At 43.0% G+C, this 18552-nt stretch carries 12 protein-coding genes; 9 read left to right on the top strand and 3 right to left on the bottom strand.

The window, feature by feature from the left end; genetic code table 11:
- The first annotated feature begins 167 nt into the window (after positions 1-167).
- From ACIGBM_RS04345 to ACIGBM_RS04315, 7 genes are all read left to right on the top strand, one after another.
- The gene (locus tag ACIGBM_RS04345; RefSeq protein WP_397476886.1) at positions 168-1499 is read left to right on the top strand and encodes an MFS transporter; all 1332 of its coding nucleotides are present in this window, start codon (positions 168-170) and stop codon (positions 1497-1499) included.
- Between the two features lie 241 nt (positions 1500-1740).
- The gene (gene coq7, locus ACIGBM_RS04340; RefSeq protein ID WP_057759163.1) at positions 1741-2385 is read left to right on the top strand and encodes a 2-polyprenyl-3-methyl-6-methoxy-1,4-benzoquinone monooxygenase; all 645 of its coding nucleotides are present in this window, start codon (positions 1741-1743) and stop codon (positions 2383-2385) included.
- Positions 2386-2621: 236 nt separating this feature from the next.
- Positions 2622-3746 carry a M48 family metallopeptidase gene (locus tag ACIGBM_RS04335; RefSeq protein WP_238053206.1) on the top strand — a complete coding sequence of 375 codons (1125 nt, stop codon included), beginning with the start codon at positions 2622-2624 and terminating at the stop codon, positions 3744-3746.
- 299 nt (positions 3747-4045) lie between these two features.
- Positions 4046-6523: an esterase/lipase family protein gene (locus tag ACIGBM_RS04330; RefSeq protein WP_397476885.1), complete on the top strand. Its 2478-nt coding sequence runs from the start codon at positions 4046-4048 to the stop codon at positions 6521-6523.
- Between the two features lie 451 nt (positions 6524-6974).
- A complete protein-coding gene (locus ACIGBM_RS04325) occupies positions 6975-8471 on the top strand; it encodes a cytochrome ubiquinol oxidase subunit I (protein WP_397476884.1) in 1497 nt (498 codons plus the stop codon).
- Positions 8471-9487 (top strand): cytochrome d ubiquinol oxidase subunit II, encoded by a 1017-nt coding sequence (cydB, locus tag ACIGBM_RS04320; protein ID WP_057759155.1) that lies wholly within the window; start codon positions 8471-8473, stop codon positions 9485-9487. Before ACIGBM_RS04325 ends, cydB begins: the two co-directional genes overlap by 1 nt.
- 95 nt (positions 9488-9582) lie before the next feature.
- Positions 9583-9699, top strand: a complete 117-nt coding sequence (locus ACIGBM_RS04315; RefSeq protein ID WP_397476883.1) for a DUF2474 domain-containing protein — start codon at positions 9583-9585, stop codon at positions 9697-9699.
- Between the two features lie 182 nt (positions 9700-9881).
- Here ACIGBM_RS04315 and murU read toward each other — a convergent pair whose 3' ends face one another.
- Together murU and ACIGBM_RS04305 are read right to left on the bottom strand one after the other, a co-directional pair.
- Positions 9882-10619 (bottom strand): N-acetylmuramate alpha-1-phosphate uridylyltransferase MurU, encoded by a 738-nt coding sequence (gene murU / locus ACIGBM_RS04310; protein ID WP_397476882.1) that lies wholly within the window; start codon positions 10617-10619, stop codon positions 9882-9884.
- A 46-nt stretch (positions 10620-10665) separates the two neighbouring features.
- Positions 10666-11769, bottom strand: a complete 1104-nt coding sequence (locus ACIGBM_RS04305; protein ID WP_397476881.1) for an aminoglycoside phosphotransferase family protein — start codon at positions 11767-11769, stop codon at positions 10666-10668.
- A gap of 381 nt (positions 11770-12150) precedes the next feature.
- On the opposite strand from ACIGBM_RS04305, the gene lptD reads away from it, so the two are divergent.
- Both lptD and ACIGBM_RS04295 read left to right on the top strand, forming a co-directional pair.
- The gene (gene lptD / locus ACIGBM_RS04300; protein WP_397476880.1) at positions 12151-15234 is read left to right on the top strand and encodes an LPS assembly protein LptD; all 3084 of its coding nucleotides are present in this window, start codon (positions 12151-12153) and stop codon (positions 15232-15234) included.
- Positions 15235-15390: 156 nt separating this feature from the next.
- Positions 15391-16782: a peptidylprolyl isomerase gene (locus tag ACIGBM_RS04295; protein ID WP_397476879.1), complete on the top strand. Its 1392-nt coding sequence runs from the start codon at positions 15391-15393 to the stop codon at positions 16780-16782.
- Between the two features lie 474 nt (positions 16783-17256).
- Here the strand turns inward: ACIGBM_RS04295 and ACIGBM_RS04290 are convergent, their stop codons facing one another.
- Complete coding sequence (locus ACIGBM_RS04290) at positions 17257-18387, bottom strand: endonuclease/exonuclease/phosphatase family protein (RefSeq protein ID WP_397476878.1); 1131 nt, start codon at positions 18385-18387, stop codon at positions 17257-17259.
- Between the last annotated feature and the right edge of the window lie 165 nt (positions 18388-18552).

Raw genomic sequence — 18552 nt, 5'->3', positions numbered from 1 at the left:
TGCATGTATTTTCACCGAAGCCTTGCTATTATACGGCTTAATATTGATAAAACCTATGCTATATCTTGATATAGTTTTTAATAAAATTTACGATTATTATCATAAAAAAATTGTCGTTCAGCGCCGCTATTTTCTCTATCAGTCGCGATTTATCTGTAGGAATGTCCATGTCCAACCAGTTTCAGTTATTCAAGCGCCGTCGTTTTAGCGCTATGTTTTTCACCCAGTTTTTGGGCGCATTCAATGACAATATTTTTAAGCAGGCGCTCATACTGGTGCTCACTTATACTGCTGCCAGTAAATTGGGCGTAGAGGTCAGCATCCTTAATAACTTGGCCGCCATGTTATTCATCCTACCCTACTTTTTGTTTTCTGCTTTGGCAGGACAGATTGCTGATAAGTATGAAAAATCAAAGCTCACAAAGTTTATCAAACTCCTTGAGCTAGTCATTATGGCAGTTGCCGCAGTCGGCTTTGTCTTTGAATGGTATGCACTGCTATTTGTCGCGTTGTTTTTGATGGGCACACATTCGACCTTCTTTGGACCGATCAAATACGCTTATCTGCCGCAAGCGATGAAAGAGGATGAACTGGTCGGCGCCAACGGCCTTTTTCAGATGGGTACTTCGCTGGCTATTTTGGTCGGGATGATTGTCGCTGGTATTTTGACTCAGCTATCACACTCATTATATTGGATTAGTGCCACAGTGTTGGTTGTCGCTGTTTTGGGATATTTAGCTGCACGCTATATTCCTAATATGCCAGCGATGCAGCCTGACCTGAAGATTAACTGGAATATTATTACAACCAGCTTAGCCACTGTACGTTACTTATACTCTCTGCCTTTTTTATTCTTTATCATTCTTGGCAACAGCTGGTTTTGGTTTTATGGGGCGACGTTTTTGACCCAAGTGCCAGAGTTCAGCAAGGTGATTTTGCTTGGTGATGAGTCAGTCGTTATTTTCTTACTCACATTGTTTTCTGTTGGTGTGTCAATCGGTTCAGTACTGTGCAAAACATTGACCAAAAACAAAGTCAGCTTGCGTCTATTACCATTCGGTATTGCTGGATTAAGTATCTTTGCTATTGATTTGTATTTTTCACTTTCAGGTTTAGATATAAATGTGAATAATGACACATTACTTGGCATCGGTGATTTGTTTAATATAAGTGGTAGCTGGCGGGTATTCGCGGATTTATTCTTATTAGGATTCAGTGGTGGTTTGTATATCGTACCGCTATATGCTTCTATGCAAGCCTACGCACCTAAGAGTCATCGAGCACGTATTGTTGGCGCGAATAACATCTTTAATGCGATATTTATGGTCACATCAGCGATTTTTGCGATTGTTATCTTAAACGTTTTAGGGTTTACACTACCGCAGCTATTCTTGGTGACAGGGTTATTGAATATAGTGTTTGGCGTGTTCTTATACATTAAGCTCAATAAACATATTAAGCATGCCGTTATCCAAACCAACGATGGTATAGCACCGTAAATATGGTTAGCGCCTTAAATAAGTTTGGCTCCATAGATACAGTCTAATGTTGCGCTGATGGTTTCGTAGTTATGATAGCTATAGTAGTTTGCCCACTATCTATAGATTATTTATGGGCTATCTAGACAGTAATATTCGAGCCGATAATTTGGATTGTTTGTTATAGTAATACGCATCATGCCGTTGCGTTTAAACGGTAATACATTTTATTGACAGTTTTTAACACCATCAGGAGTGAGTTATGACCCTGCGTCCTTTATCTAAAATTGACCAGTTGTTACTTGGGGTCGATAAGGCATTACGAGCTGTCGTGCCACATTCCAATCCAAGCACGCGTCCGTTGCCCGTCAGTAGCGATGAGATTCCTGAGCTGACCATCACAGAGGCACGGCACGTTTCAGGTCTTATGCGTATCAATCATACAGGTGAAGTATGTGCGCAGGGTCTATACCATGGCCAAGCGTTTGCCGCAAAAGATAGTGGTGTCAAACAAGCCATGCAACAATCGGCCGAAGAAGAAGTCGATCATTTGGTCTGGTGCGAGACTCGTCTAAGCGAACTTGGTAGCCATGCCAGCGTATTTACGCCGCTTTGGTACGGTATGTCTTTTGGACTCGGTGCAGTCGCAGGCGCGATCTCAAATGAGTTTAGTCTAGGGTTTGTAGCGGAGACAGAAGCGCAGGTCAGCGAGCATTTACAGGATCATATCAAGCAGCTACCTGAACATGATCAGCGCTCAAAAGAAATACTGGCACAAATGGATAAAGAGGAGCTGCATCATCGCGAGCTAGCACTTGCAAGTGGCGGCGCTGCCCTGTCTCCGGCAGTACGTCGGACCATGCGATGGATGGCAAATCGTATGAAAGATACCGCTTATCACTTATAACTTATGGTTACAGATACTGTTATTAGCTGCTGTTGTCGACTTTCTTACCCATCAACGTCTGCACAGATTTACGTAGGTTTGCTTAATTCTAGCAATTAACAATCCTACCACAGATAGCGTGAAGCTTAATTTGCTACGGTATTAAAAATTTGTACGATTTTGCAGCAATGCGCTATTTATATTACCGTCCAATCAATGAATAACAACCAAATAAATTAAACAAGGTAACGATTTTTATGAAAGCGATTCTCTCTAGTAGCCACTCTATTAAGTCACCAAAGTTTGCAACGTTGACCGTTATGGCTGCAACCTGTGCCATGCTGTTATCTGCACCTGTGAACGCTGCAGAAACTGATGCCACTGCAACGGCTGTACCTAGTGCAATGGACTCAAGCAAACGTGTGATTCGTCTTGCTCGTCCTAATGCAGCTATCAGTCCTGCTCAAGCCAATGCCGCTCAAACAAGCTTGCCAGCAACACCTGCGAGCAACAGCCAGCCGACTAATGCGCAAACAACTAACATGCAACTAAGCGGCACTCTGCAAAACAATGCATCTGTTAGCACTGCTCAACCTCAAACACCGCAAATGATGTCGCCTGCTGCTGCACCTGTCATGAACGGCACTACTCGTGTCTATGAGCCTGGTCCAATGACAGCTACCGGTATCGACTTGCGTAGCGGACAACTTCCAAATATTCCTACACCGCAAGTACAGCTCTCAGACATGAGCTTTGTCAAAACCGTACTGATTCCGCAACAAAAAGGGCTAGGTACTGATAAGCTTGATGTTAGCTTATTAGACGATTTCATCGCTGACGTATCCCCTAACGCGCGTCATTACCCACCAAACTTCCCTAACCGCTCACAGCGCCATTACACACGTGAGAAAATCAAAGTATTGGCTGATTGGATCGAACCATATGCCAAGTCGCCAGATGCGTCTTTTGATGTATTGCTTCGTGCTGCTAAGCTAAACGGCATGGGTCGTAACCTAGACTTGGGTTCAGACTACACGGTACGTGGTGGCCAGTATGTCGATCGCGCTATCAAGCTGCAACCTGATAGTGGTGAGGCTAACTTCCTATACGGCATGATGCTATCAGAAGGTGGCGGTTTCAAAGAAGGTCAAAAGTATCTAGACCGCGCTGTCGCTTTAGGATATACCGAAGCAGAACAAAGCTTGGCACAGTCAGATCTACTTAGTGACCGCCGCGCTAATGCGTTAGAACGCTTACGTCGTCTTGAAGGGCAATACCCTAACAATACTGTTATTCCTCAACAAATCAAACTCGTTGAAGAAGGCAAATTCTACATTTGGGATATTCCTGCTCCTGATATCAGTGTAAAACCAGGTGCTTAGAAATTATGTGCTTGTTGAGATTAGCTATTGAGGGTTTGATTCATAAGATATTTGTTTCATAAGACCTTCACTAGGTCAAATATTTACTAAATAATCTAAGCTTTAAATACCAAGCGCTTTTGTTTTATATCTATAAGACGAAAGCGTTTTTTTTCGACTAGTAGAAACTCATTCGTTTTAAGATTCGCCTTTGTAGAGCTGCAAATGAATAGTCTAACGTCAAAAGTTGCGCTACACTCATTATCAATTGCTACCTTCATTACTCGTACTCTCATAACTACCGTTTATTGGACTGACTTATGACTTTCGCTAGCTTTAGCAAACAGACAGTAATGCATACTAATAAAAAAACCCTGCCCATTACGTCACTTATGCTTTTGGCGGCAGCAGTATTGCTACCAGCGTGTAGTACGGTGACGGTCGATAAACAAGCCTCTGCCAAGACCATCTCAGCGCAGCGCGGTAATATTGTCACTGACAATGCGCTAAGCAGCGATACAGCATCTGCTTTATTATCAGCAGGACTGAATGAGCAAGCCTGTATGCAGCAATTTGACTTATGTTTGACTCAGCTCTCTGACAGTATGCTTAACAGGCACTATCGGCCTGCCTTAGCTATTTTTGCAGAACTGCACTATGCAAAAGCGCGTCAACTATCTGATTCAAAAAACTGTCGTAATGCGCTTGCACGCCCGCCACTTGATCCGTATTACGCCAATGCGCCCTTAAGTGATGATGACGCAAAAACACAGCAAAAAGAGACCGACCTGTGCTTAACCGATTATCAAGCAAGGTTGTTTGATGCCGTCAAATACAGCTACACCTATCTGTTTTATGACAGTTTAACCCATGACTTCGAAGGTGCAGAACAAAATAGCAATGGCATTCGTGCGCAAAACCGTATTCCGAATGACAATGATATCCAAACCCAAGATATTTATAACGCTGCTAGCAATGACGTTATTACTCAAATTTATCAGTCGACTGAAAACGCCAATAAATTGATGGGTGATACAACAGTAGAATATCTACCGATAACTTCTACCAAGCGTGACAATACTGATGAAGCAGCGATTGCCAATCGACCACCGCTAAAGGGCAAAGCAACAGACCAAGTCAAAGTCATGAAAGTTACCGTAGATGACTATAACCTCGACATTTACTTGCCCAACGAAAACAACTATCTGCAAAATGCCCATAAACAAACTTCCGCTTTGGCAGACTTATCATCTACTTATGAGCTGCGACTATCTGGTCTCAATTCTGTGAGTAAGCGTCCCGGTTTAGGCATCAGCTTGGTGGCGTCGTTGGATGATCGCTACACCACCACAATCCGTCAATTGCTAGTCGCCTCATTATCTGGTCGACTAACAAATGAAGATAAAAACACCGACGACAGCGAGCCAAGCTCTCGTATTTATCCGACTGGGCACCTGTTATTAACGGGTCTGATCAAGCCAGATGGCGATAGCGTATTAGATGCGCTAGGCAGTCGTAAGCTTGATATTCATTTATACAATCCGTACCAAACCGAATCCGTTAATATTCTCAATGATGACTACCCACTGGCAGCCAACTTTTCCGCGGGATATGGCTTATGGCTATCAGAAAACCAGTTAGATGGTGTGGGTTATTTAAACTTGATTACGCGCCAGCCAGATGCTCAGCTGCCCAAACTATTCATGCTCGAGCCTTATGATCCTGATAAGCGCGTGTTGATTATGTTGCATGGGTTGGCCTCTAGTCCGGCCACATGGGTAAATCTGACCAACGATATTCTTAATGATGACAAGCTGCGTGATAACTACCAAGTTTGGCAGATATTCTATCCAACCAACCTGCCTATTTTAGAAAATCGCTACCAGATTCAGCAGTTAATCAACAGCACCTACCAGCAGACCGATCCCAATGGACAAAATCGTGCCAGTCAGAACAGTGTGATTATCAGTCATAGTATGGGTGCCATTATCGCTCGCATGATGCTGTCTGATGAAAATTTAGTCGATGATTTAGATAAGCTCAATGACAAAGATATCCTCTCTAGCAATGAAAAACAGCAAATCCGTAACGCGCTCAAAACATCTTTTGGTGAAGATGAGTTAAAGGAACGTTTTGAGCTACAGGCACTGCCGCAAGTAGACACCGCTGTTTTTCTATCTGCACCTTTCCGTGGTACCGATTATGCAGATCGCTGGTTTACCCGTGCACTACGCCGCATCGTTTACTTACCCGTAGGTCTGGTCAAGACATTCACAGATAACTTAGCGACCATTGCCACACAAGGCGACTTGGCGCAAAACCCACTGGGCGCATTGTATTTGCAGAACGGTGCCAGCCAGTTAAGTGACAAGTCTTCTTTTATAGAGTTAACCAAAGACATCACTATGAATGAGCGGATCACTTACCATTCAATCATTGCCAACAATGATGCCGATATCACTAAAGGGTTGGCACAAACACAACCAAATGGTGCCAAAATTGATTTGTCGCAAGCGGTAGAAGACAATGCTGGAAATGAAACGGTGAGCGTTGATGTGAGTGACAATACTGAGACATCACAGCTATCACCTGAGCCGCTTGTTGCCGCTGTGACAGTCAATGATGATATCAGTCAAGCACTGACCGAGCGTTTGTCAGATGGTATCGTCCCTTATAACAGTGCCCATCTCGATGGTGCTGCGTCTGAAACAATTATCAATGGCGGTCATAGTATTCAGACCAATCCGCAGACCATTTTGACGTTGCGAAGAATTTTGCATAAGCAGCTACAAGAATGATGTAGATTTTTGTTATTTCACAAGGTTTTTGACGTATAAATCGTAACCTTCAAACATCAGCTATAGGTTTCAAGTAAGCAGTATGTTCGCGCATACTGCTTTGTTTTTAATAATATTAATTTTATTTTTCAATGTTTGAATTATGTTATTTTGATGACTGTTAGGTCTGCAACAGACAGACTGGGTTGCTTGCGTGTATATCTAGGTGAGCGCATAATATATCTATAGCACATGACAGTAATATGTAAATTTATAAGGACATAAATTATTCAATTCAGCTAAACAGTGAGTCGCAAACTTAGCCACAATTTATGTCTAATGGAGCTAAGTCCACGTCACTGAGCTATTGCCCGTAATGCTTGCCACTTTGATCGATGGATAGTTACGGACAGTTACTTGAGCGTTGTATGGAAGTCAGCGCTATTCAGCTAACAGATGAGAGTAACCGTTTATGTTCGCTACATTTATGATTGACCAGCTCGATGCGCTGCTGCTTGCGCGTATCCAATTCGCTTTTGTTATCTCGTTCCATATCGTCTTTCCCGCCTTTTCTATCGGTCTAGCCAGCTGGCTTGCGGTGCTTGAATTCCGCTGGTTAAGAACTGGTGAACCTATCTATGCTGAAGTCTACAAGCATTGGGTCAAAATATTTGCTGTCGTCTTTGGTCTAGGCGTGGTATCAGGCGTGGTGATGTCCTACCAGTTCGGTACCAACTGGGCAGTATTCTCTGATAAGGCCGGTAACGTTTTAGGCCCATTACTCGCCTACGAAGTATTGACAGCGTTCTTCTTAGAGGCGTCCTTCTTAGGTATTATGCTATTTGGGTGGGGTCGCGTGAGCAAACGCATGCATTTTGCTTCAACCGCCATTGTTGCTATCGGTACCTTGATTTCAGGTTTTTGGATATTGGCCGCCAACAGCTTTATGCAGACTCCTCAAGGTTTTATGATAGGTGCAGATGGCCTACTCTATCCTACCGACTGGCTTGAAATTATCTTTAACCCATCGTTCCCTTACCGTTATGCTCATATGATGACCGCAGCCTTTCTGACGACTGCCTTTGTCATCGGTGGTATCGGTGCTTACTATATTCAATCCAAAAAGCACGTCGAGCACCGCGCGCATGGTCGTGTAATGCTAGGTATGGCGATGATTATGGCCATCTTTGTTGCACCAGCGCAGGTATTGATTGGTGATGAGCATGGTCTAAATACCCTTGAACACCAACCTGCTAAAGTGGCTGCGATGGAAGGGCTCTGGGAAGATGAGCGCGGTGCTGCACTACGTTTATTCGCGATTCCTGACCAAGAAAATCAGACCAATAAGTACGAAGTAAAAATTCCTTATGTGACTGGTTTAATCTTAACCCACTCGTTAGATGGTGAAGTTAAGGGGCTCAAAAACTGGGCACCTGAAGATCAACCACCCGTTATCATCGTGTTTTGGGCGTTTCGTATCATGGTTGGTATTGGCATGCTTATGGTACTGGTCGGCCTATTCAGTCTATACAAATACTTTAAAAAACAGCAGTTCAATACTGACAGTGTGTGGTTCCACCGTGCGTGGATGATGATGACACCGCTTGGTTTTATCGCCTTACTATCAGGTTGGTTCGTAACCGAGACGGGACGTCAGCCGTGGACGGTTTATGGGGTGATTCGTACTGCTGAAAGTATGTCTCCGCTTGCAGCACAGCAAGTAGCGACGACATTGATTGGCTTTATCGTGCTGTACATATTTGTCTTTGGTGCAGGCAGTTTTTATATCTTGCGCTTGATTGCTCAAGGACCAAAACCTTATACAGATCCTGCAGAAGACAACTTCTACGAGCACTCAGTGACCGAGAGTCAAGGCCGCGCGTTAAGTGGTGATAGTAATCCTGGCAAAGGTACTGAAGAAGGCTTAGATGAGCCTGTAAATGATGTCGATGATGGAGGATTACGCTAATGTTTAACTTCGGTGATGTATTAGATTTACCTCTTATTTGGGGCGGTTTGATTGCTTTGTCTGTCTTTGTCTATGTACTGCTTGATGGCTTTGATTTGGGCTGCGGTATTTTGTTCCCTTTTGCAGGCTCAGATAAAAACCGTAGCCGCATGATGAACTCTATCGCGCCATTTTGGGACGGTAACGAGACGTGGCTAGTACTAGGCGGCGGTGGTTTATTCGCAGCATTCCCTGTTGCTTATGGCATCATCATGACAGGTCTTTACCTACCAGTAACTGCTATGTTGTTCGGTCTTATCATGCGCGGTGTGGCGTTTGAGTTTCGCTTCAAATCCTCTTCGCGCCGACATGTATGGGATACCTTTTTCTTTGTCGGCTCAGTCGTTGCCACTTTCTCTCAAGGCATTATGCTTGGGGCGTTAGTGCAAGGGTTAGAAGCCAGCAACCGTCTATATACTGGTGGCCCATTTGATTGGCTCACACCCTTCTCGATTGTGTGCGGATTTGCCATGATTATCGGTTATGCCTTACTTGGCTCGACGTGGCTTATCATAAAAACAGAACATACGTTGCAAGTGTGGGCGCGCCAAGTTTCTAGATGGATGCTTACTGCGTTACTAGTGGCGATGGTTGTGGTCACAGCGTTTATGTACTTCTCAGACATCGATGCATTAGAAGGATGGTTTAGTTTCCCAGATTTATTATACCTCGCTCCTATGCCTATTATTGTCATGCTTTTATTTTTTATCATGCGTAAAGACTTGAAAACTGAGCGTGAGTATCGTCCATTTTTGCTAACGGTTGCTCTATTTTTAATGGGTTACATAGGGGTTTGTTTCGCCCTATTCCCTTATATCGTACCGTATCAGATGACGATTTATGAAGCGGCGGCTGCCGATACTTCGTTATCATTCATGCTGATTGGCGCATGTATCATGTTACCGATTATCTTGAGCTATACAGCATTTGCTTACTATACCTTCAAAGGTAAGTCTGATCACAATCCGATGTACTAGTCGCTAATCGCGGCGGGCAACGGATCAGCTAAAAAGGATGGCTATCATTGTTCGTAGATGGTAGTCACACTTCATACGCTAATCAGGAGATCTCTATGAAAAAGTTCAGTAAAAAACAATCGCAATGGGCATGGTTCGTGGGTCTATATTTGGCAGGGTTTTTAGTGGTGTTTACCATTGCTCAGCTAATCAGGTTGGCCATGGGTGTTTAGCACAATTGCCTAATTATACGATTGAGTTCCAGTTAGTTAGCTAATGAATAGCTTGCTAGCTGCTAAATTTGCACTTTTGTCTTGCCAATATACCCTCTAGACATGTCGTAAAAAGTATTTCTATATACACAAAAAAAGCAGCGTTGAATAATCAATGCTGCTTTTTATTTATCTTAAATTTATCAGTTTGGTTTACCTGCATGCTCGATATCATTCTGTTCGATAAACTCATTAACTTGTGTTAGACGCTCTGGTGTCCCAACGTCTATCCAATTATCTGTCGTCACCTCAGCGGTAATCTGAAACTTTATCATTGCTTGCTTTAATAGTGGTGCCAATGCAGCAGGCTGTCCTGACACCAGACCTTCTACCAATTTTGGTGACATTACGCTAATACCCGCAAAGGTATACTTATCTGCATCGCCCACTGGCTGCTCACTAGCAAGACCGTTATTGATGGCGAAATCACCGCCATTATTGTGCTCTGGATTATCAATCAATAATAAATGGGCGCGCTGATCTGCTCCCAATGTATAGTCTGTTAATTGAGAAAAATCATAGGTAGTCCATACATCAGAATTGACCAGAATAAACGGCTCATCCTTTAGTTTACCTGATTGTAATGCCTGAAAAATGCCGCCTGCGGTCTCAAGTGGTTCATCGTCTTCTACTGACCAATGCAGATTTACGCCGTACTGTGAACCGTCGCCTAAGGCGTCCATTAGTCTATCTGCCAACCATGATGCATTGACCGTGATATCGGTGATGCCTGCTGCTTGTAGTGCTTTAATATGCCATACAATAAGCGGTTGACCTGCGACTTCAACCAAAGGCTTGGGCGTCTCAAGCGTTAATGGACGTAGGCGTGTGCCCTTGCCCGCTGCCAAAATCATGGCTTGTGTAATCGTAGAGGTAGACATCTGCGCTCCTATCTTTATTATTTAAATTAATTTAGCTGAGCGTCATCTACGCTGAAGCAAACTTCTCTTTATAAGCAGGTAGCACTGCCTCTTGCAGCCATTGATTAAACGGCATAATTGATTGCTTTAGTTCATCGTTGCCATATTCGGCAAGCCAGTTTAATTCAATAATCAAATCGCGCATAACTTTAGGGATATCCGCCAAATAGCGGTCTTTGCCATCGCGTTCAGACAAACGAATGAAAATCCCTAATACTTTTAGGTGACGTTGTACGCCTATGACATTCACATCGTTTTCAAACTGTATCGCGCTGTCAGCAGTGGTTAGTGCCTTTTGTTTTTGTAGCTGCCAAAAGTCATTAATCCATGTAGATATTTGGCTCTCTGACCACTCAACATAAGCATCGCGTACTAACGACACTAGATCATAAGCATACGAACCAATGACAGCATCTTGAAAATCAATCACACCCAACTTTGATTTATCTGCTTGATCTTGCATAAGGTTGCGGCTGTGATAATCACGATGGACCACCACTTGTGGCTGTCGCAAAATCTCATTCATTAGTGCTGTTTTTAGGTTTCCCCAGACCTGCTCATTTAGCGCTATACCAATATAAGCTATAAACCATTCGCTAAATAAATCCATCTCACGGTCTAATAGTGCTGTGTCATAATCTGGCAGCTGGTGTTGCGACTTTGCCGTTTCTACTGGTACCGTTTGTAGCGCGACTAATGTCTGCATTGCTAGCTGATAGCAGTCATTGATTTGGTCTGCGGTGGCATCGACAAGCAAATGGGCAAATTCTACTGTGCCAAAATCTTGTAATACCAAAAATCCTTTTTCTACATTTTGTGCAGTCAGAGTCGGCACGTTGACAGCAGGTGCCATCAGTTTCGCAACATTGATAAACTGCAGCATCGCATCTTGCTCGTCAGCGGAGTCCATGACGATATAATACTTATTGGCACTATTGTCTGTCTCTGATAGTTCGATACGATGATATCGGCGGGCACTAGCGTCACCAGGTAAGCTGTCTAGACTAAAGGTTTGATCTAAAAATACTTGCTGTAACCATTGTTCTAATTGCTGTTGGCGGTTGTTATTTTCATCGATCATATCAGTCTCTAAAGTCGTTTTGTCAGTCATATTGGGCATCGCTGGTTAAATATAAGTCATAAATAATTAAAGTAGTGATAAGTCTGACAAATACTTGCTAAAATAGCGATATGTGTCGGTGCTCTACAAGCTGTCACAGACGTATTGCTATATCATTCAATACTTGATGTCGGATAGAATCGCTATCGCTACTTAAAAATCAGCATGGCTATATTATAAATTTTGGTAAATAGTGTAGCTGATTTGGTTTTTTTTGACTATGATTAGTCGTCATTATATGTAAAACATCCGAATTTTTAAGAATACATTAGTCATATTTTAGTCGCTCGTTCACTGCTTTATATCGTTCGGTGATACCGCTACTAAACTCAGTCATGCAATCCAATAAGCTCTGCAATCATAGGTGTGCCCTTGTTATATTCTCCGCTTTACCAAAGCATCCGCTTGATCTTATTTGGTGCCTTAGGTTTATCTAGCCTAACTGTCAGTGCTGCCATTGGTGATGCCAATACGCAAAAAACTGAACCACTAACTACGGACAGTACAGGCAGCTATGCTTCTAATAGTGTGGCGACTGACGCCAATAGTATTAGTCGTACTCAAAGTAATGATGGCTATCAAGAAGCAGATATTCTAAATGATAGCTATCAAGACAACGCTAGTTCTGTTAATACGAATAACGCTGCTTTATTAAATGATACTGCGTTAGATAGCAGGTTCTCTGAGAACAACGACCTAGATATTACAGATATTAATGAAGCTGCTGACTCTGAAGCTTTTAGCAATGAAGTCTCTAATGATACTAATCTAAATACAGAAACTAGCAACCAACCAAGCAGTAATACACCAGATAGCAATGCCTTTGTCCCTAAAGCGATAACAACTGACAATGGCAAGCTAGATCTTAATGATGAGAGTATTCAAGCCAGCCTAATGCGCTTAGCAGAGTTTTATGAGCTGACACCAGATACCGATGCTTCAACATTAAACAATGAGGCTATCAGCACTGAGGCGGACAATTCTCATAATAATGCGATGCCTGCTGCACAGACGATTCCAAAGGTCGGTAGAGATTTACGTCTACTGCCAAATGCCGTGGACAGTGCCCAGCGCTGTGAAGGTCAATGGGTATATCCACAGAGTAACCCCAATTATCAACGCGCTGTGAATGAAGCTGGTACGGCAAACGGACAACTAGCACCAAATGTGGCTAGCGTTCCGAACAATCAAGCCCCTTTATTTACCGAGTCTGATTACGGTTATTACAATAATATTAATTATGCCGAGCTATCTGGCAATGTAAAAATTGACCAAGGCACTCAGCATATCGAAGCAGAAAAAGTCATGATTGACTTGAGTAATGGCGTTGCGGCGGCTCAAGGCAAAGTCATGTTTACAGATAATGCGACTGGACAGCGTACAAACAATACAGCTACGAATAACACCTCTACAAAGAGCGGCCAAGCCAGCTTTAATGATAGAGCGGCACAAAGCGGCCTAATTGGCGTTGCAGACAGCTTGAATTACAATACTGAGACTGGTCAATCAACGGCCAATGATGTGGCGTTTGCCAGTGTCGGTCTACAAGCGCACGGCTATGCCAAACGCTTAAACAAACCTAACGAGAGTGAATACGAGCTGGATCAGGTTATGTTTAGTACCTGTCCACCTACCAACCGCAAATGGCAGTTTGAAGCCAAAAGTATCGATCTAAATACTGATACAGGCCGCGGCGAAGCGTATAACACTACTTTCCGTGTGGCTGACATACCCGTATTTTATCTCCCCTACTTTAACTTCCCGATAGATAGTCGTCGCAGTAGTGGATTTTTATTACCAAGTGCCAGTGTCAGTAGTGAAAGCGGTCTTGAAGTTGATATTCCTTATTATTTCAACTTAGCACCTAACTATGATGCCACTCTTAACACGCATATTTATACTGATCGTAACCCTATGCTATCAGGTGAGTTCCGTTATCTGACTGAGAATTATGGGGAAGGTATTTTAAACGGTTCATACTTACCAAACGATAGAGAGTATGACGACGAAGATCGTACCAGCTTGTTTTATGACCACACTTGGTCGTCGAAAAGCATTCCACGATTAAGTGCTGATGCCGAATACAACTATGTATCAGATGCCGATTACCTTAATGATTTTGATACATTGGGCTTGTCAGACAGCACCATAAACTTGCCACGTCGTGCCCGCGTCAATTACTACAATGATTATGTCGATGGTGAATTAAAAGTAGAAACTTTCCAGACTTTAGATGCATTCACTGATAGCGGTGAGGCGTTAGAAGACAAAGACAAGCCGTACTCACGCTTGCCACAGCTCAAATTAAATTATCGCCTGCCTTGGGCCGAGCGCTTCGATATCACTGGTATTCATGATTCTGCATACTTCAAAAAGTCTATCGATGATGGTTCTGAAAACGAAAAAAGTGGCGCGCGTATTTATAATAAACTGAGCGCCGCCTATCCGATGGAAACCTCTTGGGGTTATATCAAACCTAAGCTTAGCTTGCAGCATCTATATACTTCATATGATGAAGATAGCTTAGAAGATAATCAGCTTAGTGAAGAAGATGGCAGTCAATCGGTGTTTGTTCCGCAAGCCAGTATCGATGCAGGTCTACACTTCTATCAAGCGGGCTCACCATTTGGTGCGTTTGACGATACGATGGGCGGCTATCGTTTACTTAGTCCACGCGTAAAATATACGTATTCACCGTATAAGAACCAAAACGATATTCCTAACTTTAATACGCGTATTGCCTCTATTAACTATGAGCAGCTGTTTTCGGACAGTTGGTTCTTAGGTCATGATCGTTTGCAGGATTTGCATTCTATTACGCCTGGTGTCAATTATCGTTACATCGATGCAACGGGTGTGACACGTTTTGATGGTAGCATTGCAGAACAGTTCTATCTAGATGATGGACGTGTAACACTTGATGACGATCAGCCAGTATTTACCTCGTCTTCTTCAGGTATGGTATGGGATACCAGCACTCAGCCTTATAATAATTTTTGGGTTGATGTTAGCGGTGCCCTAACCAGTAACTATGATTTGAACTACATTACGACTGAGCTGCGTTATCAGCCATCAGACAATAGCTTATTTAATGTGGGTTATGTTAAGCGTCAGCGTGATGACAATACCGATCAGTTGCCATTATCTGCGTTTACCGCTTCTGCTGTTTTCCCTATCAATAACAGCTGGCGTATATTGGCTCAGGGTCAGTACGATTATAATCGTAACAAGATGCTTGATTCACTCATCGGTGTTGATTACGAAGATTGCTGTTTCGGCTTTGCTGTTTATGGTCGCCGCTATTACAATGACCTAAACGTAAAAGACGAACCAACACAAGCTATTATGGCAGAAGTTAGATTAAATGGTCTTGGCAGCGGTAGTAGCCGCTTGACACGATTACTTGCTGATAAGATTTTAGGCTTTGAACCTGTACAGACGGCATGGAAAGACTAACCAGTTTTTTGCTAGATTAGAATTATTTACGTAAATATTTATAAGACACTATTTAAACCCCTATTATGGGAAACGCTGTCGAATATTTTATTATTAAGAGTATTGGATAGAGTTGACCGACTACCATCCGATGCAATGACATTGATGAGGAGCATCATGAGATTTTTTTCTTTACGTCAGACTAGCAGAGCAGTATTGCTATCTATGGCAGGCCTTACGCTTACGTTAAGTGCCAACGCTGCTACTGTCAAACCTGCAGCAGCTCAAGCTTCTACTCCTGCTGCGCAAAACTCAGTTGATCGCTTGACGCCAGCCAATAGCACAGACGGTATTATTGCTTTAGTCAATGAAAATGCTATCTTAAAAAGCGAACTGGTTGATGCTATCGAGCAGACTCAAGCACGTGCAAAAGCTGCTGGAGAGCCTATCGCAAACTCAGCACAACTACAATCTGAAGTGTTAAACGCACTTATTTTGCGTGAACTACAACTGTCTATGGTCAAACGTGCGGGACTGTCTGCCGATGAAGCAGAAATCAATCAACGTCTTGGTCAAATCGCTCAAGCTGAAGGCCTTAATAGCATCGCAGCATTGCAGCAACGTCTAGATGCAGCGCAACCTGGTAGTTATGCCAATCTACGCGCCAAACTGATCGAAGAGGCTTCTATCCAAGCGCTACAGCAGCGTCAAATTACTCGCCGAGTACGTATTAGCGAGCAAGACATTGATGCATTTTTGGCCTCACCTGAAGCCAAACGTCTGAATCAAAGCGAATATCAAACCATTCACGTACGTGTGCCTTATATAGATGACTATAGTCGCCTATCGGCCGCTCAACGTGAAGAAGCATTAAAAGTCGCGCAAGCATTACGTACGCGTTTGCTTGAGCCAAATGTCAACGTCGCTGAAGCCGTTGCTGCTAGCCAAGGTAGCTATCCGATTCCATTACAAGGTGGAGATATGGGCTTTCATAAGGCCGCCTCTTTACCGACAGAACTGTCTAGCAAAATCACCAAGCTAGACGTTGGTACTGTAAGCGAGCCATTATTGACTCCTGAAGGAATTGATATCATCAAGCTTGCTGATAAAAAAGCCAGCAATACGATGCTGATACCACAGTGGCATACTCGCCATATCCTAGTCAAAGTTGATGACCTACAAACTGACGCGCTTGCTGAACAAAAAATCAATGATCTATACGAGCAGCTTCGTGGCGGCGCTGACTTTGCTAGCCTGGCCTCAACGTATTCAGACGATCCAGGTTCTGCAGGACGTGGCGGCGACCTTGATTGGGTTAGCGAAGAAGATATGGTTGGTCCATTCGAAGCTACAATGAAGAATACGGCTGTTGGCGACTACTCTGCGCCATTTAAAACGCAATTTGGTTGGCATATCCTAAAAGTCGACGGTAAGCGCGATCAAGATATTAGCGAGCAATATCGTCGCAATATGGCACGTCAAGCATTGTATCAACGCCTAGCACCACAAGCTCAAGAAGACTGGTTACAAGAGCTACGTGCTGGCGCTTATATTCAGATACTTGGCTAATATGTTGCAATAAGCTAATAGTATTAAGTTAGCTAGAATATTGAATCGATTTAAATAAAGAAGGGTATATGCCATTGCATATACCCTTCTTTTTGTACGCAATTAAATATTTAACTGGAGGCTTTAAAAAATCTCAAAGTTAAATAGTTTGAATCTTGATAAACCAAAATCTATACACAAAGAAAAACCCCGAACCTAGGGCGATTGGTTCAGGGTTTCAATACTTCATGTTATTGTTATTATCTCTCTTCCGTGCTGACTCATCCTAAGTCATTTAACAGTATTATATAAGACAGCGGGCTGACCTGTGCTTTTATTGATACTGTCTCAACACTACATCCATGCGTATCCTTGTGTTGATGGATGTATTATAGGCCAATGGATTTGGTGCCGATAGAAGCTAAAGACTCTATTTTGCGTAAGCATATGCTTACATTATCTCTATGCACTACAGCTAATAAACACCTTCTTTTATTAACCAAAGCTGCGCTGCTCTTGTCTGTGCTCTTCTGACACTTTTTCGCCTTCTTTCTTGCCTTCTTCGATTTTGTTATCAGTTTCTTGGATATCTTCTGCTTGTGCAGTAGGCGCATTGCCTTCTTGCTTGCTTGCTTCTTCTGGCTCATATTGTAAGGTAGTCATCACAGGAAAATGGTCAGATCCTACGGATGGCATACGCTGAATATCAACTACTGTAAAGCAGGCACTATGAAAGATATGGTCCAAAGCCCAACGCAGAAATGGATATTTAACATGGAAGGTATTAATAAAATGTCGACCAATGCGAGGATCTAGTAGGCCAGAGATACGTTGGAAACGACGAGTGGTTTTTGACCATGCGACATCATTGAGGTCACCTGCCAGTATCGCCGTTTGGTCGTTTTCTTTTATATGTTTACCCACCATGAGCAGCTCAGCATCACGCGTGGTGGACTTATCAGCTTCAGTTGGGCTAGGCGGCATTGGATGCAAGCAATATAACCAAATGACGCGGCCTCCTTGCAAACGTAACTGTGTATGGATAGAAGGTATATCATCTATCATCAAATACTTAACTTCAGGATCGATTAGCTCAAGCTTAGAATACAAGTGCATACCATATAGATTATCTAGTGGCACTTTCACGGTGTAGGGATAGTCAGACTCGACTTGCTGTAAGGCTTGCTCCCATTTCTTGTCACTCTCTAATGTAATTAAGATATCCGGCTGCTTTTGCTTAACCAAATCGACCAGTTTTTGCGTTTCATCATTGGGCGTCAATACGTTTGAGACCATGATTTTTATTTGATGCGCTTGCCCTTCTGGCTTATCTTTTGCCTTTTGAACTTCTTTTTTCCATAGCTTAGTATATGGCAGCACCATTCTCAGCTGAAATGCTAACGTACCACTCAGCACAACAAACAATATCCACTGCCCTAACTCCCACTTTGAGGAAAACACTAACATGCCAAACCAAGCGAGAATACCAAGCACCATTATTTGAATGCGTGGAAACTCAACACCGCGCACCCACCAGTTATCTAGCGGCAACCAGCCCCAGATTGTGACAAAGGCGATGAATCCTGCTAGACCTTGTAAGACGTAATATAATAGTGAGAGATCCATAAGTAGGTACTAACCGTTGATTAAAGTGTCGATAGAGCTGATGATGTATATTGGTTAAGCTGTAACTCACCTGACATCAAATAACTAACGTCGAGTAATTGCGTTTGAGACTTACTTTAGCATTTCAGAGGATTCTCGCCTACTGGTGAGTCTCAATTATGCGAC

The sequence above is a fragment of the Psychrobacter sp. NPDC077938 genome, assembly GCF_044542635.1.
Lineage (GTDB): Bacteria > Pseudomonadota > Gammaproteobacteria > Pseudomonadales > Moraxellaceae > Psychrobacter.
The sequence above is the reverse complement of the archived record's forward strand: the minus strand, read 5'-3'. Positions and strand labels throughout refer to the sequence as shown.